Below are 21,482 nucleotides of genomic sequence, written 5' to 3'. Positions count from 1 at the left end.
TCAGGGGCGGTAGCGGTAGCCCATGCCCGGCTCTGTGATCAGGTGCCGGGGCCGAGCCGGGTCGTCCTCCAGCTTGCGGCGCAGCTGTGCCATGAACTGCCGCAGGTAGTTGGTCTCATGGTGGTACTCCGGGCCCCAGACGTCGTGCAGCAGCTGCCGCTGGCTGATCAGCTTGCCCGGGTTGCGGAGCAGCTTCTCCAGCATGGCCCACTGGGTGGGGGTGAGCTTGACCTCGACGCCATCGTCCCGGGTGACCGTCCGGTCGGCCAGGTCGACGGTGTGCTGGCCGATCCGGAGAGCGGGGGCGGCCGGGGTGGCGCCGCCGAGCCGACGGGTGACGGCCCGGATGCGGGCGAGCAACTCGTCCACGCCGAACGGCTTGGTGACGTAGTCGTCCGCGCCGGCGTCGAGGGCGGAGACCTTGTCCTCGCTGCCGGCCCGGCCGGAGAGCACGATGATCGGCACGGCGGTCCAGCCGCGCAGACCGCGGATCACGTCGACGCCGTCCAGATCGGGCAACCCGAGATCGAGCACCACCAGGTCCGGCGGGTGGCTGGCGGCGGCCTTGAGCGCGGCGGCACCGGTCTCGGCGACCTGGACGTCGTAGCCGCGGGCGCGCAGGTTGATCCGCAGGGCGCGCAGGATCTGCGGTTCGTCGTCCACGACCAGGATGCGGGTCACCGGACCCCCCTCTCCTCGGCGGCGGGCAGCCGCAGCACCATGGTCAGCCCCCCACCCGGGGTGGTCTCGGGGGTGATGCTGCCACCCATCGCCTCGGCGAGTCCGCGGGACAGTGCGAGCCCGAGGCCCACCCCGGTCTGGTTGTCCCGGTCGCCGAGGCGCTGGAACGGCAGGAAGACGTGCTCCCACTGGTCCTCGGGGATGCCCGGGCCGGTGTCGATGACCCGCAGCTCCACCTGCCCGGCGTGGACGCTGGCGGTGATGGTGGGCGGCTGCCCGGGCGGGCTGTGCCGCAGGGCGTTGGCCACGATGTTGACCAGCACCCGTTCCAGCAGGCCCGGGTCGGCGGTGGCCGCCGGCAGGTCGGCGGGGATGTCGGTGGTGACGTCGGCAGCCGCCGGTCCGAGTTCGTCCAGGGCCCGGGGTACGACGTCCTCCAGCCCGACCGCGGTGGCGGTCACGCCGAGTACGCCGGCCTGGAGCCGGCTCATGTCGAGCAGGTTCGCCACCAACCGGCCGAGCCGGTCCAGGGACTCGTCGGCGGTGGCCACCAGCTCCTCCCGGTCGTCCGCGCCGAACTCCACGTCGTGACTGCGCAGGCTGCTCACCGCCGCCTTCGCCGAGGCCAGCGGCGTACGCAGGTCGTGGCTGACCGCGGCGAGCAGCGCGGTGCGCATCCGGTCGGCTTCGGCGAGCGGCCGGGCGGTGGCGGCCTCCTCGGCGAGGCGTTCCTGGCGCAGCGCGACGGCGGCCTGGGCGGCGAACGCCTCGACCACCCGCCGGTCGGCGGCCTCGAGCCGCCGTCCGGCGAGGACCACGGTGAGCCGCTCGTCCACCGGCACGGCGGTCTCCCCGGCGCCCGGGCTGCCCGGCGGCCGGTCGCCGACGGCGGCCACCACCCGCCAGGCCGCCTCCTCCTGGGCCCGGCCGGGGCGTCCCTCGGCCTCGGCCACCAGTTCCAGCACGCTCACCGCGCGCAGCGCGAAGGTTTCCCGCAGCCGGTCCAGGAGCGCCCGCAGCGGCCGCTCGCCGCGCAGCACCCCGCCGGCGACGGTGGCCAGGGTCTGCGCGTCGGCGGAGGCCCGCGCCGCCTCCCGGGTACGCCGGGCGGCCACGTCGACCACCCAGCTCACCGCGACCGCGACGCCGACGAAGACGCCGAGCGCGAGGAGGTTGTCCGCCTCGGCGATCGTCAGCGTGTAGTAGGGCGGGGTGAAGAACCAGTTCAGCAGCAGGGAACCACCCAGCGCGGCGACCAGCGCCGGCCACAGTCCACCCACCAGCGCGACGCCGACCACGCCGGCGAGGAATAGCAGGATGTCGTTGGTCAGCATGAGGTCGGGCAGCACCCACAGCAGCCCGGTCAGGGCGGGCATGCCGAGCACGGCGAGCGCGAACCCCAGCAGCCGGCGCCGCCGGGACAGCGCGGCGGGCACCGCGGCACCGCGCCGCCCCCGCCCGACCTCGGCGTGCGTGACCAGGTGCACGTCGATCGCCCCGGACAGCGCGGTGGTGGTGACGCCGACCCCCCGGGACAGCAGCTGGGCGAAGCGTCCCCGCCGGCTGGCGCCGAGCACGAGCTGGGTGGCGTTGACCCCGCGAGCGAAGTCCAGCAGCGCCGCCGGGACGTCGGTGCCGAGCACCTGGTGGTACGTCCCGCCCAGGCTCTCCACCAGCACCCGCTGCCGGGCCAGCTGGGCCGGGTCCGCGCCGGCCAGGCCGTCGCTGCGGGCCACATGCACGGCGAGCAGGTCGGCGCCCTTGCTGCGGGCGGCGATCCGGGCCGCGCGGCGGATCAGCGTGTCCCCCTCCGGGCCGCCGGTGAGCGCCACCACCACCCGCTCCCGGGCCTCCCAGGTGGCCGAGATGCCCTGCTGGGCGCGGTACGCGTCGAGCTGCTCGTCGACCTTGTCGGCGAGCCAGAGCAGCGCCAGTTCGCGCAGCGCGGTCAGGTTGCCGACCCGGAAGTAGTTGCCCAGCGCAGCGTCGATCTTGTCGGGGCGGTAGATGTTGCCGTGGGCCATCCGGCGACGCAGCGCCTCCGGGGTCATGTCGACCAGCTCGACCTGCTCGGCGGCCCGCACCACCTGGTCCGGCAGCGTCTCCCGCTGGGTGACACCGGTGATCTGCGCGACCACGTCGTTGAGCGACTCGAGGTGCTGGATGTTGACGGTCGACAGCACGCTGATCCCGGCGTCGAGCAGCTCCTGGACGTCCTGCCAGCGCTTCTCGTGCCGGGAGCCGGGCACGTTGGTGTGCGCCAGCTCGTCGACCACGGCGACCTCGGGCCGGCGGGCCAGCACCGCGTCGAGGTCCATCTCGGTGAACTCGACGCCCCGGTGGGTCACCGTGTGTCGGGGCACCACCTCGAGGTCCCCGATCATCGCTGCGGTGTGCGGCCGGCCGTGGGTCTCGACCAGGCCGATCACCACGTCGGTGCCCCGCTCGGCCCGCCGCTGGGCCTCCTCCAGCATCGCGTACGTCTTGCCGACGCCGGGGGCGGCCCCGAGGTAGATGCGGAGCTCTCCCCTTGCCACGGAAACGATCCTCCCTGATTGCTGGAAGGCGGTGCCCCTCCTTAGCGCCCGGCGCGGTGAAGGGGATCCTTCTCTACCTGTCAGCGGGTGGGGAACTCTCGGTCGAGCGCGAGGTTGAGCTCGAGCACGTTGACCGCGGGTTCGCCCATGAAGCCGAGCGCCCGGCCGGTGGTGTGCGCAGACACCAGGCGGCGGACGGCGGCCGGGTCCGCGTCCCGCTCGCGCGCCACGCGGGCCACCTGGATCTCCGCGTACGCCGGGCTGATGTGCGGGTCGAGGCCACTGGCGCTGGCGGTGACCGCGTCGGCCGGCACCGCCGGCTCGGCGGGAGCGTCACCCCGGATCGGGGTGACCACCCCGCCCTCGGCGACGTAGTCGTGGCCGGGCTGGGCCAGCTCCACCGGCACCCCCTGGTAGCTACCGAGGAAAGGGGTGGCCGGGGCGACCTGGTTGACGCTGACCACTCGGGTGATCCGGCCGGTCAGCCCGTCGGTGCGGAACACGGCCAGCACCGCGCCCACTCCGTCCGTGGTGCAGTAGGGCCGCCGCCCGTCGACGCCGTCGAACTCACCGATGGCCCTGCTCCGGGCGCAGACCTGGGTGAGCAGGCTCTGCTTCGAGTCGTCGGGTGTGCTGGCGATGGTGTCGACCACGCTCTCCGGGCCCAGGTTGCTGGCAGCGGTGGCGGTGGGATCGTAGCCGGCCGCCGACGGCCGGGACTGGAAGTACCGCGGGACAGGGTTGCCGTCCCCGTCGGTGAACGACTGCCCGATGAGCGAGCTGCCGACGTTCCGGCCGGCAACGCTCACCAGCGAGCCGTCGGCCTTGCCGTCGAGTCCGGGGATCCGGCCGACGGCGACCATGGCCAGCGGGTACGCGAGGCCGAGCAGGACGGTGAACACGAGCAGCGCGCGCAGCGCGGCCAGGTGTTGAGCGAGCCAGGTAGGGAGGCGCATCACGAGATCCCCGGTACGAACTGGATGAGCAGGTCGATGAGCTTGATGCCAAAGAACGGCACGAGGATGCCGCCCAGGCCGTACACCAGCAGGTTGCGGCTCAGTAGCTTCGACGCGCTGGCCGGCCGGTAGCGCACGCCGCGCAGGGCCAGCGGGATCAGCGCGACGATGACGATCGCGTTGAAGATGACCGCGGACAGGATCGCCGACTCCGGGCTGGCCAGCCGCATGATGTTCAGCGCGGCCAGGCTCGGGTAGATGCCGGCGAAGATGGCCGGGATGATCGCGAAGTACTTCGCCACGTCGTTGGCGAGGCTGAAGGTGGTCAGTGACCCTCGGGTGATCAGCAACTGCTTGCCGATCTCCACGATCTCGATCAGCTTGGTCGGGTCGGAGTCAAGGTCGACCATGTTGCCGGCCTCCTTGGCGGCCGACGTGCCGGTGTTCATGGCCACTCCGACGTCGGCCTGGGCGAGGGCGGGCGCGTCGTTGGTGCCGTCGCCGGTCATCGCGACCAGCCGGCCGCCCTCCTGCTCCTTCTTGATCAGGGCCAGCTTGTCCTCCGGGGTGGCCTCCGCGAGAAAGTCGTCCACCCCGGCCTCGTCCGCGATGGCCTTGGCGGTACGCGGGTTGTCGCCGGTGATCATGACGGTGCGGATGCCCATCCGGCGCATCTCGTCGAAGCGCTCGCGCATCCCCGTCTTGACGATGTCCTTCAGGTGGATGACGCCGAGCGCCCGGGCCGGTTCGCCCTCGACGTGCTCGGCGACGACGAGCGGCGTGCCACCGATCCCGCTGATCTCGTCGACGAGCTGCCCCACCTGCTCGGTGGGGTGGCCGCCGTTCTCCCGGACCCACTTCATCACGGCTGCGGCGGCGCCCTTGCGGATCCGCCGGGCCGGCGCGCTGGCACCGCCGACGGCGGTGCTGTCGGGGGTAAGGTCGACGCCGCTCATCCGGGTCTGCGCCGTGAACGGCACGAAGGTGGCGTGCGGCATCAGGCCCGGCTCACGCTCACGCAGCCCGAACTCGTTCTTCGCGAGCACCACGATCGAGCGGCCCTCCGGCGTCTCGTCGGCGAGGCTGGACAGCTGCGCCGCGTCGGCCACCTCGCCCACGGTCACGCCCGTGACCGGGAGGAACTCGTCCGCCTGCCGGTTGCCGAGGGTGATGGTGCCGGTCTTGTCGAGCAGCAGGGTGTTCACGTCGCCGGCCGCCTCGACGGCCCGGCCGCTCATGGCCAGGACGTTGCGCTGGACTAGGCGGTCCATGCCGGCGATGCCGATGGCCGAGAGCAGCGCCCCGATGGTGGTCGGGATCAGGCAGACCAGCAGGGACACCAGGACCACCCCGGTGACACCGGCGTCGGTGATCGCACCGGTGTCGGGGGCGGCCGCCTGGAAGCCCTTGGCGAAGATCGCCAGCGGCTGGAGGGTCACCACGGCCAGCAGGAAGATGATCGTGAGCGCGGCGAGCAGGATGTTCAGCGCGATCTCGTTCGGGGTCTTCTGCCGGCTGGCACCCTCGACCAGGGCGATCATCCGGTCGATGAAGCTCTCGCCCGGCTTTTGGGTGATCTTGACGATGATCCGGTCGGAGAGCACCCGGGTGCCGCCGGTGACCGCGCTGCGGTCGCCGCCGGACTCGCGGATGACGGGCGCCGACTCGCCGGTGATGGCGGACTCGTCGACGCTGGCGATGCCCTCGACCACGTCGCCGTCGCCCGGGATGATCTGGCCCGCCTCGACCAGGACGATGTCGCCCTGCTTCAACTCCGGCGCGGGCACCGCCTCGTCCCGGTACCGGTTGGCCGGGGCGCCCGGGGTCCAGCCGATCAGCCGGGTGGCCATGGTGTCCTTCTTCGCCTGCCGCAGCGTCGCGGCCTGGGCCTTACCGCGGCCCTCGGCCACCGCCTCGGCCAGGTTGGCGAAGATCACGGTGAGCCACAGCCAGGCCGTGATGGCCCAGGCGAACACCGATGGGTCGGCGACGGCCAGCACGGTGGTGAAGACCGCGCCGATCTCGACGATCAGCATCACCGGGTTGCGCCACAGGGTGCGCGGGTCCAGCTTGCGCAGCGCGTCCGGCAGGGACCGGATCAGCTGCTTCGGGTCCAGCAGGCCCCCGCCGGCCCGGTTGCCCTGGGCGGCCGGGGTGCCGGCGACCGGCTGCTCGCCGGCGCCGTGTGTCACGGGTGTGACGGACATGTCCTCGTTCCTCATGATGGTCACAGCCCCTCTGCGAGGGGGCCGAGCGCGAGCGCGGGCAGAAAGGTCAGCGCCACGAGGATCACCGTGACGCCGACGACCATCCCGACGAAGAGCGGTCGGTGGGTCGGCAGGGTGCCCTCGGAGGCGGGGGCGGGTTTCTGGCGCGCCAGCGAACCGGCCAGCGCGAGCACGAAGATGATCGGCAGGAACCGGCCGAGCAGCATGCACAGCCCGAGCGCGGTGTTCCACCAGGGCGTGTTCACCGTGATGCCGGCGAACGCGGAGCCGTTGTTGTTGCTCGCCGAGGTGAACGCGTAGAGCACCTCGGAGAGGCCGTGCGGGCCGACGTTCAACGCGGTCGAGTTGTTGCCGGTGGCGAAGGCGGCCGCGGTACCGATCAGCACCAGGGCCGGAGTGATCAGGAAGTACAGCGAGGCGAGCTTGATCTCGCGGGAGCCGATCTTCTTGCCCAGGTACTCCGGGGTGCGGCCCACCATCAGTCCGGCCACGAACACGGTGACCACGGCGAGGATCAGCAGGCCGTAGAGGCCCGAGCCGACCCCGCCCGGGGCCACCTCGCCGAGCATCATGTTGATCATCGGCATCATCCCGCCGAGGGCGGTGTACGAGTCGTGGAACGAGTTCACCGCGCCGGTCGAGGTGAGCGTGGTGGCGGCGGCGAAGGTCGCCGAGTCCGACACGCCGAACCGGACGTCTTTGCCCTCCATGGCGGCGGCGACCGCCTGCGGCACGGTGCCGTGCCCGGCCAACTCGAAGACGTTGGTCAGGGTGACGCTGGCCAGCGCCAGGATCGCCATGACCGCGGCGATCGCGTAGCCCTGGCGGTGCTGCCCGACCATCCGGCCGAAGACCCGGGGCAGGCTGAACGGGATGACCAGGATCAGGAAGATCTCCAGCCAGTTCGTCCAGGTCGTCGGGTTCTCGAACGGGTGGGCACTGTTCGTGTTGTAATAGCCGCCACCGTTGGTGCCCAGCTGCTTGATCACTTCCTGGCTGGCCACCGGCCCGCCGGTGATCGTCTGGCTGCCGCCGGTCAGCGTGGTGACGTCGGTGCCGCCGGACAGGTTCTGCACCACCCCGCCGATCATCAGCGCCAGCGCGCCGAACACGGCGATCGGCAGCAGGATCCGCAGCGTGATCCGGGTCAGGTCGACCCAGAAGTTGCCCAGTTCGCCGGCCCGGCTGCGGGCGAACCCGCGGACCAGGGCGACCGCCACGGCGATGCCGACCGAGGCGGAGACGAAGTTCTGCACGGCCAGGCCGGCCATCTGCACCAGGTGGCCCATGGTCGACTCACCCGAGTACCACTGCCAGTTCGTGTTGGTCACGAACGAGACCGCGGTGTTCCAGGCGCCGTGCGGGACCACCGGATCGAAGCCCAGCGAGAGCCACAGGTGGTTCTGCAGGCGCTGGAACCCGTACAGGAACAGGATCGACACGGCCGAGAAGGCCAGCACGCTGCGGGCGTACACGGCCCAGGTCTGCTCGGCGGCGGGGTTCACCCCGACCAGGCGGTAGACCACCCGCTCGACACGCGACTGCCGTGTGCCGGAGACCACCCGGTACAGGTAGTCGCCGAACGGCTTGTGGACCGCGACGAGCGCCGCCACCAGGGACAGCAGGAAGACGATGCCGGCTGTTGTCATGGTCATCAGAAGCGTTCCGGGAACAGCAGGGCGACGACCATGAACACGCCCAGGCCGATCGCCAGCACTAGACCGACGGCGTTCACCGCGCTCACAGCTTCTCCACCCCTCGTACGACGAGGGCGAGCGCTGCGAACAGCCCCACCGTGATCAGCACGAACACCAGGTCAGACACGGCTGACTCCTCTTACGGACGTCCCCCGCGGCCGACTCCCGGCCGCGCCGGGCAATCACAACGCCCCTGCCCGCAGACGGACAGGGACCATAACGGGACCGTGACGGCGACCCGCGGTTTCTTGACGCGCTTTTCACGGCGCCCGTCCCTGAGGTGAACTCGGTCACTCGGCCATGCCGGGCAGCACGAACATCCGCAGCGGCGGGGATCAGCGCGGTTTCACGCCCCGGGCGCGGCCCGGAAACCGGCCGGCGCGCCGCCAGCGGACGGTCGCCACCACGGCGGCGACCGCGAGCAGGACCAGCGCGCCGAGTGGCGAGGTACGCAGGACGACCAGGTTGGTGACCACCGCACCGGCCAGCAGGACGACAAGACCGAGCACGGCGTACCGGGCGAGCCGGGGGACGAGCAGACCGAGCGCGCCGGCCACCTCGAGCCCGCCGACCACCGGGCGGAACCACTGCCCCGCGCCGATGTCGTCGAACATCCGCACCATCGCCGGCTCGGCGGCCAACTTCGCCGCGCCGGCGCCGAACATCGCCAGCGCCAGCGCCACCTGCGGCAGCCACCACAGGTGGCGGAGGCGGTGGGTGGTACGGGTGGACGGGTTGACGGTCATCGGACTTCCCCTTCGCCGAGGTTGGCACTTTCCCGGAACGTCGGAGCCGGGGCGGGGATCCGGACCGTGAATCCGTCAGCCGTCGAGGCGGCGGACCATGTTCATGATCGTTTCGACCTGGTAGCCGCCCTTGATCGGGTAGTTGGTGGCACCGAGGTAGCCCCACCAGTCCCAGCAGCCGTTCGGATTGGCTCCGGTCGCGATGGCCTGCGGGTAGAGCACGATCAGCCGGTTGGTGTCGGCGTACTGGTTGAGGTTCGCCCGGTCGACGAAGGCGGTGCCGATCTTGGCGTACCCCTGGGCACAGCCGTGCAGGGCGACCAGCAGCCGGCAGGTCTGGCCGGCGGCGCAGGCGCTCGGCACGTACGCGAAGCCGTTGGCGTCCATGCTCAGCCCGTTGGCCCAGCCGTTGGTCGCGAAGGTGTCCTGGCCGAACCGGATGAGCGTGCCGCCCAGCGGCCCGGTGTTCGGGGCGGACACCGAGCCGAGCAGCTTGCCGAGGAAGCTGCCCTCCGGGTCGGTGCCGCAGTCGTTGAGGAACGGCGAGGCGGTCGCCGTGCAGCCGACCGTGCCGTACGGGGTGACCCAGGCGTGGCCCGCGGCGCTGCCGCTGTCGTAGCGGACGCTGGCGCCGAAGTCCTGGTAGTAGCGAACCAGGTCGTCGGTGACGGACTTCTTCACGGTGTTGTCGTTGCCGCCGTGGTAGACGTACACCGGCTGGCCGGAGAGGTTGCCGGTCCCGTCGATCCAGCCGTACGACGCCCAGGTGCGTGTGTAGCCCTCCAGGGTCGACACGTACGTCGGGTAGATGTTGTCGCCGCAGCCGTAGAGCGCCTGGGCCACGTTGTTCTGGGCGCAGTAGTACGGGCCGGCGGCGAAGACGGCCGCGCCCCGGATCCGCGCCGAGTACGCGACCTGGAGCTGGGTGGCCAGGTACCCGCCGGAGGAGACCCCGGCGACGTACACGGCGGAGACCGGATAGCTGCGGAGCGAGCCGGCGACCGGGGTCTTGGTGTACGGGGTGCCCGCGGCCCGGGCGGCGGTGCCCCCGGGCAGGATCAGGAGCAGGGCCGCGGCGAGGGTGGTGACGACTTTCCACGGTGTCTTCATGGCGTTCTCCCGTCGGAGCGCCGGCGGGACGGCCGGCGTGCCGGAACGCTAACGTGACATTGACCACAGCAGATATCCGTGTGGTCGACACCTCGGCAAGGCAGCCGGTGTGGGTCGTCCACCAGGGGCGGAAATCCGATCCCCGGCAGGCGACCCCCGCATCAGCGGGCGGGCAACAGGCTCGTGGGGCGGTGCTGCCTCGGCACTGCGCAGGTCACGTGGGTCAGACACGGCCGACATCATGCCCGCCGGCGAGCCGGACGGAAGCCCGGACTCGTCCCGCTGCGCGGAGCCGGGGACTCGACCTACCGTGGTCGAATGCGCCACGCCCTGCCTGCCGCCAGCCTGGCGCTCGTCCTCGCCGCCGCCGTTCTCGGCGGTTGCGGCGGCGCGGAGTACGTGCCTCTGAACCATCCGTTCCGGGACGCGTCGCTGCTGGTGGACGCCGATAGCCCGGCCGCGCACTGGCGCACCGACCGCCATGCCGCCTGGCTCGACCCGATCGCCGACACCCCGCAGGCCCGCTGGGTGACCGAGCCGGCCGACCTAGCCGACCTGGACTCGTATCTGGACGCCGCCCGGGACCGACGGGCCCTGCCCGTCATCGTCGTCTACCACGTGCCGAACCAGGACTGCGGAGGTCCCGCCGCGGGCGGCGCCGCCGACGCCGGAGCGTACGCCCAGTTCATCGACAGGACCGTCGCTGCGCTCAGCGACAGCCGGGCAGCCGTGATCCTTGAGCCGGACGCGGTGGCCGACGAGTGCTTCGACGACACCCGGGCCGTGCTGCTCGCCGGCGCCACCCGTCGGCTCGGCGAGGCCGGGCAGCACGTCTACCTCGACGCGGGGAATTCGCGGTGGCGTACGCCGGAGGAGATGGCCGAGCGGCTGCGTCGGGCTGGCATCGCCCGGGCGGAGGGGTTCGCGGTGAACGTGGCCAACCGGCAGTCGACCACCGACAGCCACCGCTGGCGGCTGCGCCTGTCGCATCTGGGCGGCGACCGGGAGATGGTCATCGACACCTCCCGCAACGGCCTGGCCGCCCCGCCCGACGACCAGTGGTGCAACGCCGCCCCGCAGGCCCTCGGCCAGCCACCGACCACGGAGCCGAAGCTGGACCGGGTGGCCGCGCTGCTCAGGATCAAGAACCCGGGTGAATCGGACGGGCCGTGCGGTCGAGGTGAACCCGCGCCAGGGGTGTTCTCGCCCGCTCAGGCCCGCACCCTCATTGTCGCCGCGCCCTGGCTGCCGGCCACCGCCCGACGCGCGGCAGCCGACGCCGATGCACCGGTCAACTGACCGACTGCGGCTGCGCCGCCGCGACCTCACCGGTACGCCGGATCTTCTGCCACTTGAGGCGGCACCGCTCAACGCGGTGATCACGGAGTGGACCAGCACCAGGTACATGACCTGCCGGTAGACGAACTGCTGCAACGGCAGCGTCCACAGGGGGCGCGGGCGCTCCCGGTCCAGCCGGAAGGCCAGGATCGCGGTGAGGGTCTGGCACCACCAGGACGGCCAGCCAGGCGAGAACGGTCTCGTAGCGGTCGAGGAATAACAGTCCGTACGCGGCGAAGATGTCCACCATCGGGGCGAGCAGCGGGAGCAGGACCGAGAAGAGGGCGATGAACGGGAGCCCCGTCGACCGAACCGACCGGACGGGCCATCTTCGACCAGGGCACGGCGATGCCGCCACAGCGCCTGGATGGTGCCGTAGCTCCAGCGGTAGCGCTGCCGCCACAGCCCGGGCAGGGTGCTCGGCGCCTCGGTACGGGCGACCGCCCGCTCCTCGTACACCACCTGCCAGCCGGCGCGGTGGACGCCCATGGTGACGTCGGTGTCCTCGGCCAGGGTGGCCCGGCTGAGCCCGCCGGCCGCGAGAACCGCCTCCTGGCGGAACGCGCCGAGCGCGCCGGGAATGGTGGGGCCCCGCGCAGCCGGCGGCCCCGCCGTCCCGAACCGTCCACAAAGATCGCCCCGGTGACGTCCGGCGGCTGCAACATCTCCGTGGCCGGGTCCACCGATGCCTCGTGCGCCACGGGTGGACCCGGGCTGCTCGGGTCGCGCGAGCCGTCCACCGCCAGGGTCCGGCGACCCACCTGAGCCCGCGCCACGACACGGCCCATGACGGACCCGGACGACAACGAGACCCGGCCGACGTAGCGATCGCTCACCTCACCCACGCAGGGCCTGTACCCAGATACGACCCGTGGCGCACCTCCGGTCGCACCATCAGCCACACCACACCTCCCGGGCAACGGGCGCACCGGCCCGTCGGGGTATCTCGGTTGAGGACGGCTGGACCGTCCTCTAGCCTCGCCAGGTCACTCCGAGGATGCGAAGAGGGTGTTTTGGTGCCGGTGCCGAGCGTGCTGATCCGAGCCGACAAGCGTGACCTCATCCCAACATCCGCACCCGATCCCTGGAGTGACCGCATTGGATCTGCCACGTAGTTTCGTCATCCGGGAGGGTGACCTCCGGATTCTCAACCCGTTCGACGCCGGCAAACTCGCCACCCTGGGTCGGGCGATCAAGCTCGCGCCCGGCACGTCGATCCTGGATCTGTGCAGCGGCAAGGGCGAGCTGCTCTGCACCTGGGCCCGCGACCACGCGGTGACCGGCACCGGCGTGGACATCAGCACCGCCTTCACCGCAGCCGCCCGGGAGCGCGCCGTCGAGCTGGGCGTCGCCGACCGGGTTCGGTTCTTGCACGGCGATGCCGCGACCTTCGTCCCCGAGGCGCCCGTCGACGTGGCCGCCTGTGTCGGCGCCACCTGGATCGGCGGGGGTGTCCCCGGCACCCTGGAGATCCTCCGGCGCAGCCTGCGCCCCGGCGGGATGGCGCTGGTCGGGGAGCCGTACTGGCGACGCGACCCGCCCGACGCGGAGACCGTGGCGGGGTGCCACGCCCGGTCGCGGGACGAGTTCCGGGATCTGCCCGGGCTGGTCCGGCTCTTCGGGGAGTGCGGCTGGGACCTGGTGGAGATGGTCCTCGCCGACCAGGACAGCTGGGACCGGTACGCGGCGGCGCACTGGCTCAACCTGCGCCGCTGGCTGGACGCCCACCCGGACGACGAGCTGGCCGGGCAGCTGCGCCAGGAGCTGACCGAGGACCCGCTCCGGCACGTCCGCTACCAGCGGGAGTACCTGGGTTGGGGCGTCTTCGCCCTGCTCCTGCGGTGATCGCGCCCGGGTCGGTTCCCCCGCGGGGAGCCGGCCCGGGACGACGTTCCGCCGCCGTTCGGCGGATGGACCGGCTCGGGCGGCTTAGCGGACGGCCACCAGGGTAAGGCAGGATCATGGGACAGCTGCGCACGTCTCCGCCGCCGCCACGGGCCATCGAACTGGAGCGGTGGAGCCTTGGCACCCCGACCGAGCTGCGCGACCTGCGGGCCTCGCTGCGCGACGCGCTGACCCGGCACGGCCTCACCCAGGGTGAGGATCTCGACGAGATCCCGCACCTCGTGGTGCTGGTCGCCACCGAGCTGGCAACCAACGCTCTGCGGCACGGCATACCGCCGACGATCGTCACCCTGCTCGCCGCCGACGACTGCTTCATCCTCGACGTGGCCGACCACGACCTCAGCACGAGCCCCGACCTGAGCGACACCAGCCCGCTCGACTCGGGCGGTCGCGGGCTGTTGCTGGCCCAGTCGGTCTCCCTCGCCGTCGGGTGGTACGCGACCGGGGACACCAAGAACATCTGGGCCTCGTTTCCCCGCTGAGCACCCGCGTCGACCTCCGTCCGTCGCATCGCTCCGGTCGGGCGGGACCACGGACGCCGGGGCCGGACGGTTCACGGCCCGAGGTGAGCGCACTCACGGGCGGCGACACCGGGTCCGCCGGTACCGTTCCTCCTCGGGCGCGCGACCCGCCGCACCGCGCCACCGGCGAGTTGCGGCATGCCGTGCTGTCCCAGCTGCGGTGACGGCCCGAACTGCCGCACTGCGAGTGGATCACGGCGCGCCCGCCGGACGACCCCGAGAAGAGGAGGGCCCAGCGTGCCGGACGCCGAGCAGCTGCTCGCCGACGCCCTCGCGGCGGCGCGCGGCACCGACGTACGAGCGGCCGAACGCGCCCTCGACCGGCTGGTGGTCGGCGACGGCCCGGCGGTGGACGCGGTGCTGCTCGCCCGGCTGGCCCGGGGCGTCGGGCGGCTCTGGCCGCGGGGCTGGCAGCCGGTCGACCTGGACCGCATCGCGGCCCGGCGGCTGGCACCCCGGGGCGCGGAACTACTCCGGGGCGTGCTGGCCGCCCAACGGCGGGAGCAGCCAGGCCCGGTCCCGCAGTGGTTCGACGACCAGCTCGCCGAGCTGGACGCGGGCTGGGACGGCGACGCGGGCTGGCTGGACCGCCGGGCCGGCGGCGACCGGATCACCGCGCTGCGGGACGCGGTCGACGCGGTCGGGCTGGTCGAGGCGCTGCCGCCGGTCGCGGTGCTCCGCCCGCCACCGGGCGGTCCGGCCGCCACCTCGCGGACCGCCACACCGGCCACCGGCTCGCGGATGCTGGACCGGGTGCGCGCCCTGCTGGCCAAGGCCGAGTCGACCACCTTCCCGGCCGAGGCGGAAGCGCTCACCGGGAAGGCGCAGGAGCTGATGGCCCGGCACAGCATCGACGCCGCCCTGCTCGACGCGACCGCCGAGCGGCCGGACCAGCCCAGCGGCGTCCGGCTCGGCACCGACGCCCCGTACGCGGCGGCGAAGGCGCTGCTGATCCAGGAGGTGGCGGCGGCGAACCGGTGCGAGTCGGTGTGGTCCGACGACCTCGGCTTCGCCACCGTGCTCGGCTTCCCGGCCGACCTGGCGGCGGTCGAGCTGCTGCACACCTCGCTGCTGGTGCAGGCCACTGCGGCGATGCTGCGCGGCCGGGGCGAGCGCCGCGCGGGCCGCGGCCGGCGCACCAAGGGCTACGACGAGTCCTTCCTCAACGCGTTCGCGCTGCGGATCGGGGAGCGGCTGCGGGCGGTCACCGCGGCGGCGGGCCGGGAGGCGGCCGCGGAGCGCGGCGGTGACCGGCTGCTCCCGGTGCTCGCCGCCCGCTCGGACGCCGTCCGGGAGCGCGTCGACCAGCTCTTTCCCGGCGTCACCCGGCACCGGCTCCAGGTACGCGACGCCGAGGGCTGGACCTCGGGCACCTCGGCCGCCGACCGGGCCTCGCTGGAGGTCGGCACCCCGGCACGCCGGCCGGTACGGCGGGGCCGCTGATTTTTCGGGGAAGATGTCGGATCGGACGTCCCGGCTCCGACCCGTCTGCGAGAGGCGCCACCGCCGGTGGCCCGTACCCGAGGAGTGGACCGTGAAGTACATGCTGCTGATCTGGAACCGGCCCGGCTTCGTCGAGGAGCTGTCCGAGGCGGATCGGAACGCGATCTTCGGCGAGGTCGACGACATCATGAAGCGGCTGACCGAGTCCGGTGAGCTGGTCGGCGGGGAGGCCCTGGCCCACCCGTCGCAGACCCGTACGGCCCGGACCGGCGCCGCCGGCGTCGAGATCACCGACGGGCCGTTCGTGGAGAGCAAGGAACAGTTCGCCGGTTACCTGATGGTCGACTGCGAGACCCCGGAGCGGGCCGCCGAGATCGCCGCGAACTGGCCGGACGTGCGGCGCGGATTCGGGGTGCTGGAGGTACGCCCGGTGATGGACCAGGCCGGGACGGAGATGTGACGTCCCCTGTCGTCGAGGACCTGCTGCGCACCCTCGCGCCGCAGGTCCTCGGCGTGCTCGTGCGCCGGCACGGCCAGTTCTACGCCTGCGAGGACGCCGTGCAGGAGGCGCTGCTCGCCGCCGCCACGCAGTGGCCGGAGCAGGGCGTGCCGGACCACCCCCGCTCATGGCTGGTCACCGTGGCGACCCGTCGGCTCACCGACGAGTGGCGCAGCGAGCGGGCCCGCCGGGACCGCGAGGTCGCGGTGGCGGTCCGCGAGCCGGCGTACGCGGCGGTCGCGCCGGCCGCCGACGAGGAGCCGCCGAGTGCGGACGACACGCTGAAGCTGCTCTTCCTCTGCTGCCATCCGGCGCTCACCGGCTCCGCCCAGGTGGCACTCACGCTACGTGCGGTGGGCGGGCTGAGCACGGCCGAGATCGCCCGGGCGTACCTGATGCCGGAGGCCACGATGAGCCAACGGATCCGCCGGGCCAAACAGCGGATCGAGGCGGCCGGCGCCCGCTTCGCGCTGCCCTCGGCCGCCGACCGCGACGAGCGGCTGCGGGCCGTACTGCACGTGCTCTACCTGGTCTTCAACGAGGGGTACACCGCCTCCAGCGGCGGCGAACTGCACCGGACGGAGCTGACCGGCGAGGCGATCCGGCTGGCCCGGGAACTGCACCGGCTGCTCCCGGACGACGGCGAGGTCACCGGGCTGCTCGCGCTGATGCTGCTCACCGACGCACACCGGGCCGCCCGGACCGGCCCGGGCGGGGAACTGGTGCGGCTGGCCGAGCAGGACCGCACCCGCTGGGACCGGAGCGAGATCGAGGAGGGCATCGCCCTGGTGACCGAGGCGCTGACCTGGTCGCCACCGGGCCCGTACCAGGTGCAGGCGGCGATCGCGGCGGTGCACGCCGAGGCGCCGTCGGCGACGGAGACGGACTGGCCGCAGATCGTCGCGCTCTACCGGGTACTCGCCCGGATCGCGCCGAACCCGATGGTCACCCTCAACCAGGCCGCCGCGGTGGCCATGGTGGACGGTCCCCGGGCCGGCCTCGCCCTGCTGGCCCCGCTGGCCTCGGACGACCGCACGGCCGGGCACCACCGGCTCGCCGCGGTCCGCGCCCACCTGCTAGAAATCGCCGGCGACCGGGACGAGGCGCGGGAGGCGTACCTGGCCGCCGCGCGCGCGACGACCAGCCTGCCCGAGCAGCGCTACCTGGAGGTACGCGCCGCGCGCCTGGCCGCCGAGCGCTGATTCGGAACAGCCGCCCCCGGCCCAGCGCACCGGTCAGGCTCGGCATTCCCGGGCCAGCCGCTGCGGGATCTCGACGAAGCTGGCGCTCAGCCATGTGACCGGCGCAGACGACTTCGCCCCGACGTCGATCCGCCGCGCGGCGTCGGTCACGAGCGCCTTGATCTCCGGGTCCTGCGCCCGGACGGCCTGCCGGCGTACGTCGTCTGCCAGGTCGGCGAGATTCGCCTTGACCTGGTCGTTGATCTGTTCCGCGGTGAGGTCCCGGCGGGTGGCCGCGGCGGAGTCGGCGGTGATCTGCTTGCTCTTGCCGATGATGAGCTTGTCGACCTCAGCGCAGACCGCGGCGGTGTTCGCCGCGGTCACCGGCGACGGCGAGGCGGTGGGGGTGGGTGCGGCGGAGACGGTCGGGGCGGCGGTCGGCGCGGCACTCCAGTTGCCGCCCGGCGCGGCGGTGTCCCTCCCGGCGGATTGGCAGGCCGCGACGAGCGCGGTCATCGTCACCAGGGCGGCGGCACGGATCGCGGTGGTACCGGACATCGTTCTCCCCGTACGGTCGGCGGCCGTCCGTGACGACTCGTGGTCATTCTGTGCTCCGGTCGTGGCACCGCCGCCCGGGCCGGATCGGGCGGCGCCCGATCCAGTCTGGCAACTGCACCGGCACGACGGCGGACACGCGGTCCACCCACAGCACGCCGGGCCGGCGAGGTGCCGGCCCGGCGGGACGCACGACGTACGTCAGCTCTTGAAGGCGTCCTTGATCTTCTCACCGGCCTGCTTGAGCTTGGCGCCGGCCTGCTCGTTGCGGCCCTCGGCCTCGAGGCGTTCGTCGTCGGTGGCCCGGCCGACTCCCTCCTTGACCTTGCCGGCGGTGTTCTCGGCCGCATTGTCGATCTTGTCGTCGATGCCCATGGGAACCTCCACTCAGCAGTTTCCGTGACACCGCCGAGGTACCCCGCCCTCCGATCCCTCAACCCTCCGACCAGCAGGGACGCTCACCCGCGGTGAGCGAGACGCCGGCCGCCGGCCCCGGGCGGACCGGGACCGGCGGCGGGTGCGGAGGTCAGCCGACCGGCCGGAAGCGCCGCAGCCGGAGGCTGTTCGCCACCACGAAGACCGACGAGAACGCCATCGCGGCACCGGCGATCATCGGGTTGAGCAGGCCGGCGGCGGCCAGCGGCAGAGCCGCCACGTTGTAGGCGAAGGCCCAGAACAGGTTGCCCTTGATGATGCCGAGGGTCCGCCGGGAGAGCCGGATGGCGTCCACGGCCGCCATCAGGTCACCCCGGACCAGGGTCAGGTCGGACGCCTCGATCGCCACGTCGGTGCCGGTGCCCATGGCCAGCCCGAGGTCGGCCTGGGCCAGGGCGGCGGCATCGTTGATGCCGTCCCCCACCATCGCGACCGTCCGCCCCTCGGCCTGGAGGCGCTGCACCACCTCGACCTTGTCGGCCGGCAGCACCTCGGCGATCACCTGGTCGATGCCGACCTCGGCGGCCACCGCCTTCGCGACGGTGGTGTTGTCGCCGGTGAGCAGCACCGGGGTGAGCCCGAGTTCGCGCAGCCGGGCGATGGCCGCCGCGCTGGTCGGCTTCACCACGTCGGCCACCGCCAGCACGCCACGGGCCCGGCCCTCCCAGCCGGCCAGGACCGCCGTCCGGCCGGCGGCCTCCGCGCCGGTCGCCGCCCGCACGACCTCCTCGGGTACGTCCAGACCCCGCTCCCGCAGCAGCCGGAGCCGCCCGACGACCACGTCCCGGCCGTCGACCGAGCCGGCAACGCCGAGCCCTTCCGCGTTGGCGAAGCCGGTGACCGGGGGCACCGGGCCGGCCCCCGCGGCACCGTCGGCGATCGCCCGGGCGATCGGGTGCTCGGAGGCGGCCTCCAGCGCGCCGGCCCACCGGAGCAGCTCGTCGGCGTCCTGACCGGCGGCCGGGAGCACGTCGACCAGGGTCATCCTGCCGGTGGTTACCGTGCCGGTCTTGTCCAGGACCACCGTGTCGACCTGGCGGGTCGACTCCAGCACCTCGGGGCCCTTGATCAGGATGCCGAGCTGGGCACCCCGCCCGGTGCCGACCAGCAGCGCGGTCGGGGTGGCCAGGCCGAGGGCGCACGGGCAGGCGATGATCAGGACGGCCACCGCGGCGGTGAACGCCGCCGTCGTCCCCGCCCCGGTGCCGAACCACCAGCCCAGCGTGCCGGCGGCCAGGGCGATCACGATCGGCACGAAGACCCCGGAGATCCGGTCGGCGAGCCGCTGCACGGCCGCCTTGCCGGTCTGCGCCGCCTCGACCAGCTTGGCCATCTGGGCGAGCTGGGTGTCTCCACCGATCCTGGTGGCCCGCACGACCAGCCGGCCGCCGGCGTTGACGGTGGCGCCGACGACGGTGGCGCCGGGCCCGACCTCGACCGGGACCGACTCGCCGGTGAGCATGCTGGCGTCGACGGCCGAGGTGCCCTCCTCGACCACGCCGTCGGTGGCGATCTTCTCGCCGGGCCGGACCACGAACCGGTCCCCGACCACGAGCTGGTCCACCGGGATCCGGGTCTCCCGGTCGCCGCGAAGCACCGCGACGTCCTTGGCGCCCAGCTCGAGCAGGGCGCGCAGGGCCGCGCCGGCGGTCCGCTTGGACCGGGCCTCGAAGTAACGGCCGGCGAGGATGAAGGCGGTGACCCCGGCCGCCGCCTCCAGGTAGATGTTGCCGGCGCCGTCGCCGCGGGTGATGTCGAAGCGGAACGGGTGCACCATCCCGGGCATCCCGGCGTCACCCAGGAAGAGCGCCCAGAGCGACCAGCCGAACGCGGCGAGGGTGCCGAGCGACACCAGGGTGTCCATGGTCGCCGCGCCGTGCCGCAGGTTGATCCAGGCGGCCCGGTGGAACGGCAGCCCGCCATAGACCACGACCGGGGCGGCCAGGGTCAACGACAGCCACTGCCAGTAGGTGAACTGCCAGGCGGGCACCATGGCGAGCAGGATCACCGGCACGGCCAGCGCGACCGAGACCCGCAGCCGGGTACGCAGCCCACGCAGCTCGTCCACCGGCTCGGCGGTCGCCTCGGCCCGGGCCTGGGCCGGCGGGGGCGGTACGGCTGCTGTGTAGCCGGTCTTCTCCACCGTGGCGATCAGGTCGTCCGGCGTCACGTCGTCGGCGTACCGGACGGTGGCCTTCTCCGTGGCGTAGTTGACCGTGGCCTCGACGCCGTCCATCCGGTTGAGCTTCTTCTCGATACGGGCTGCGCAGGAGGCGCAGGTCATGCCACCGATCGCGAGTTCGATCTGGTTCGGCGCGACCGGCAGGGACGAAGAGCCCGCGCTCTTGGCGGTCGATGTCATCGCGGCACCTCCGGTCAATTGTGCCCGTGACCCGGGGTGCCGTGGTCGGCCTCCGGGGTCGGTGTGGTGGTCGGGGCCGGCGCGCCCGTCGCCGGCGTGCCCGGGTCGCCGGCCACGACGGTGAACTCCGCGGTGTGCACCGCGTCGTCGTGCCGGAAGTCCAGGTAGAGGCGGTACGTCCCGGCCGAGGGAACCTCGGCGGAGAAGGTGACCGCCGGCCCGGCCGCGGTCCGCCCGTCACCGGGCGCGCCCTCCGGGTGCACGTGCAGGTAGGCCAGGTCGCCCTGCCGCAGCGCCACCAGGTGCCCGTACGCCCCGAGGTAGGGCTGGAGGTCGGTGACCGGCCGGCCGTCCCGGCTCACGGTCAGGGTGAGCTGGCTGGTGCGGCCCGGCTGCGGGGTGCCGCCGAGGGTGACGGTGTAGCCGTCGACGGTGGTGCTGGTGGCGGGCGCCGGCAGCGGCCGGTCGGCCAGCGTGCCGGGGACCGTGACGTCGACCCCGAGCGTCAGCGGCACGCCGCCGGTCGGGGTGAAGTCGGCGAACGCCCGCCAGGTGCCGGCGCCGACGAGCGGCGAGGCGACCCGCCAGGTGCCGTCGGCGGCCAACTCGGGGTGGACGTGCCGGAACCCGGAGAGGTCACGCCGGGCGACGATCAGATGCATGCGCTTGTCGTGCGCCACGTCGTAGCGGGTGACCGGCCGGCCGTCGGGGCCGGTGATCCGGAAGGCGAACTCGCCGACCGGGGCGCTCACCGGCTGCAGCGTGTAGCCGCGGTCGGAGACGAGCAGCCCGCCGGGCAGGTGGTCGGTGGCGGCCGCCGTGTGGCCGGCGTCGCCGTGACCTCCGTCACCGTGGTCGCCATCGGTGGGGTCGTGCGGGGTCGCGGCGGGCGGGGCGACGGGGCCGGCCAGGTGCCCGACCCCGTACGCCGTGCCGAACACCGCCGCGAGGCCGAGGGCGAAGCCGCTCAGCTTCGTCGTCGTGTTCATGGGGTACCTCGGTTCCTTCGGATCCGCGGACCCGTCACGCCCCGACGAGGTCGTAGCCGGCCTCGTCCACGGCGGCGCGGACGGCGTCCGTGGCCAACGGGCTCTCACTGGTGACGGTGACCTGGCCGGAGGCCAGGTCAACCTGGACGTCCGTGACGCCCGGGATGGCGCTCACCTCGGTGCTGACCGAGTTGACGCAGTGCCCGCAGGTCATGCCCTGCACCTGGTACGTGGTGGTGACCATCGCAACTCCCCTCTCGCCGCTCCCACCCTATACCCCCTGGGGGTAATAGGTGGAG

At 73.0% G+C, this 21,482-nt stretch carries 19 protein-coding genes and 1 pseudogene; 6 read left to right on the top strand and 14 right to left on the bottom strand.

The features are described 5' to 3' along the window. From A6A27_RS36310 to A6A27_RS36275, 8 genes are all read right to left on the bottom strand, one after another. Entirely contained in the window at positions 1–681 is a 681-nt protein-coding gene (locus A6A27_RS36310; RefSeq protein WP_073839170.1) for a response regulator, read from the bottom strand. Further along, the gene (locus A6A27_RS36305; RefSeq protein WP_073839169.1) at positions 678–3,218 is read right to left on the bottom strand and encodes a sensor histidine kinase; all 2,541 of its coding nucleotides are present in this window, start codon (positions 3,216–3,218) and stop codon (positions 678–680) included. Before A6A27_RS36305 ends, A6A27_RS36310 begins: the two co-directional genes overlap by 4 nt. Positions 3,219–3,298: 80 nt before the next feature. Continuing rightward, the gene (locus A6A27_RS36300) at positions 3,299–4,174 is read right to left on the bottom strand and encodes a potassium-transporting ATPase subunit C (protein ID WP_073839168.1); all 876 of its coding nucleotides are present in this window, start codon (positions 4,172–4,174) and stop codon (positions 3,299–3,301) included. Next, the gene (gene kdpB, locus A6A27_RS36295) at positions 4,174–6,381 is read right to left on the bottom strand and encodes a potassium-transporting ATPase subunit KdpB (RefSeq protein ID WP_073839167.1); all 2,208 of its coding nucleotides are present in this window, start codon (positions 6,379–6,381) and stop codon (positions 4,174–4,176) included. The genes A6A27_RS36300 and kdpB overlap by 1 nt, the downstream gene beginning before the upstream one ends. A gap of 20 nt (positions 6,382–6,401) precedes the next feature. Beyond that, the gene (kdpA, locus tag A6A27_RS36290) at positions 6,402–8,057 is read right to left on the bottom strand and encodes a potassium-transporting ATPase subunit KdpA (RefSeq protein ID WP_073839166.1); all 1,656 of its coding nucleotides are present in this window, start codon (positions 8,055–8,057) and stop codon (positions 6,402–6,404) included. After that, positions 8,057–8,146 carry a K(+)-transporting ATPase subunit F gene (gene kdpF / locus A6A27_RS36285; RefSeq protein ID WP_073839165.1) on the bottom strand — a complete coding sequence of 30 codons (90 nt, stop codon included), beginning with the start codon at positions 8,144–8,146 and terminating at the stop codon, positions 8,057–8,059. The genes kdpA and kdpF overlap by 1 nt, the downstream gene beginning before the upstream one ends. Positions 8,147–8,434: 288 nt before the next feature. Continuing rightward, positions 8,435–8,845: a DoxX family protein gene (locus A6A27_RS36280; RefSeq protein WP_073839164.1), complete on the bottom strand. Its 411-nt coding sequence runs from the start codon at positions 8,843–8,845 to the stop codon at positions 8,435–8,437. A gap of 75 nt (positions 8,846–8,920) precedes the next feature. Next, positions 8,921–9,955, bottom strand: a complete 1,035-nt coding sequence (locus A6A27_RS36275; RefSeq protein WP_073839163.1) for an extracellular catalytic domain type 2 short-chain-length polyhydroxyalkanoate depolymerase — start codon at positions 9,953–9,955, stop codon at positions 8,921–8,923. Positions 9,956–10,273: 318 nt separating this feature from the next. Between A6A27_RS36275 and A6A27_RS36270 the strand changes: the two genes are divergently transcribed. Then, positions 10,274–11,254: a glycoside hydrolase family 6 protein gene (locus A6A27_RS36270; protein ID WP_073839162.1), complete on the top strand. Its 981-nt coding sequence runs from the start codon at positions 10,274–10,276 to the stop codon at positions 11,252–11,254. A 255-nt stretch (positions 11,255–11,509) separates the two neighbouring features. Here A6A27_RS36270 and A6A27_RS47845 read toward each other — a convergent pair. Continuing rightward, a pseudogene (locus tag A6A27_RS47845) lies at positions 11,510–11,875 on the bottom strand (glycosyltransferase); the annotation flags it as partial. Between the two features lie 507 nt (positions 11,876–12,382). On the opposite strand from A6A27_RS47845, the gene A6A27_RS36260 reads away from it, so the two are divergent. The 5 genes from A6A27_RS36260 (at position 12,383) to A6A27_RS36240 (ending at position 16,863) form a co-directional block, all read left to right on the top strand. Continuing rightward, the gene (locus A6A27_RS36260; protein WP_198940596.1) at positions 12,383–13,138 is read left to right on the top strand and encodes an SAM-dependent methyltransferase; all 756 of its coding nucleotides are present in this window, start codon (positions 12,383–12,385) and stop codon (positions 13,136–13,138) included. A 116-nt stretch (positions 13,139–13,254) separates the two neighbouring features. Further along, complete coding sequence (locus A6A27_RS36255; RefSeq protein WP_073839161.1) at positions 13,255–13,680, top strand: ATP-binding protein; 426 nt, start codon at positions 13,255–13,257, stop codon at positions 13,678–13,680. A 276-nt stretch (positions 13,681–13,956) separates the two neighbouring features. Then, positions 13,957–15,162, top strand: a complete 1,206-nt coding sequence (locus A6A27_RS36250; RefSeq protein WP_073839160.1) for a DUF2786 domain-containing protein — start codon at positions 13,957–13,959, stop codon at positions 15,160–15,162. A 100-nt stretch (positions 15,163–15,262) separates the two neighbouring features. Next, positions 15,263–15,622, top strand: coding sequence for a YciI family protein (locus tag A6A27_RS36245; protein ID WP_241825617.1), 360 nt, complete (start codon positions 15,263–15,265; stop codon positions 15,620–15,622). Further along, the gene (locus A6A27_RS36240; protein WP_073839158.1) at positions 15,619–16,863 is read left to right on the top strand and encodes an RNA polymerase sigma factor; all 1,245 of its coding nucleotides are present in this window, start codon (positions 15,619–15,621) and stop codon (positions 16,861–16,863) included. The genes A6A27_RS36245 and A6A27_RS36240 overlap by 4 nt, the downstream gene beginning before the upstream one ends. Positions 16,864–16,896: 33 nt before the next feature. Here A6A27_RS36240 and A6A27_RS36235 read toward each other — a convergent pair whose 3' ends face one another. From A6A27_RS36235 to A6A27_RS36215, 5 genes are all read right to left on the bottom strand, one after another. Then, positions 16,897–17,400, bottom strand: coding sequence for a hypothetical protein (locus A6A27_RS36235; RefSeq protein WP_073839157.1), 504 nt, complete (start codon positions 17,398–17,400; stop codon positions 16,897–16,899). A 198-nt stretch (positions 17,401–17,598) separates the two neighbouring features. Continuing rightward, the gene (locus tag A6A27_RS36230) at positions 17,599–17,772 is read right to left on the bottom strand and encodes a CsbD family protein (RefSeq protein WP_073839156.1); all 174 of its coding nucleotides are present in this window, start codon (positions 17,770–17,772) and stop codon (positions 17,599–17,601) included. 151 nt (positions 17,773–17,923) lie between these two features. Next, entirely contained in the window at positions 17,924–20,194 is a 2,271-nt protein-coding gene (locus A6A27_RS36225) for a heavy metal translocating P-type ATPase (protein WP_073839155.1), read from the bottom strand. Positions 20,195–20,208: 14 nt separating this feature from the next. Continuing rightward, positions 20,209–21,183 carry a hypothetical protein gene (locus tag A6A27_RS36220; RefSeq protein WP_073839154.1) on the bottom strand — a complete coding sequence of 325 codons (975 nt, stop codon included), beginning with the start codon at positions 21,181–21,183 and terminating at the stop codon, positions 20,209–20,211. Positions 21,184–21,217: 34 nt separating this feature from the next. Then, the gene (locus A6A27_RS36215; RefSeq protein ID WP_073839153.1) at positions 21,218–21,427 is read right to left on the bottom strand and encodes a heavy-metal-associated domain-containing protein; all 210 of its coding nucleotides are present in this window, start codon (positions 21,425–21,427) and stop codon (positions 21,218–21,220) included. Positions 21,428–21,482: the final 55 nt, after the last annotated feature.

The sequence above is a fragment of the Micromonospora sp. CB01531 genome (assembly GCF_001905095.1).
In the GTDB taxonomy this organism is placed as follows: Bacteria; Actinomycetota; Actinomycetes; order Mycobacteriales; family Micromonosporaceae; genus Micromonospora.
This window is presented reverse-complemented; position numbering and strand designations above follow the sequence as displayed.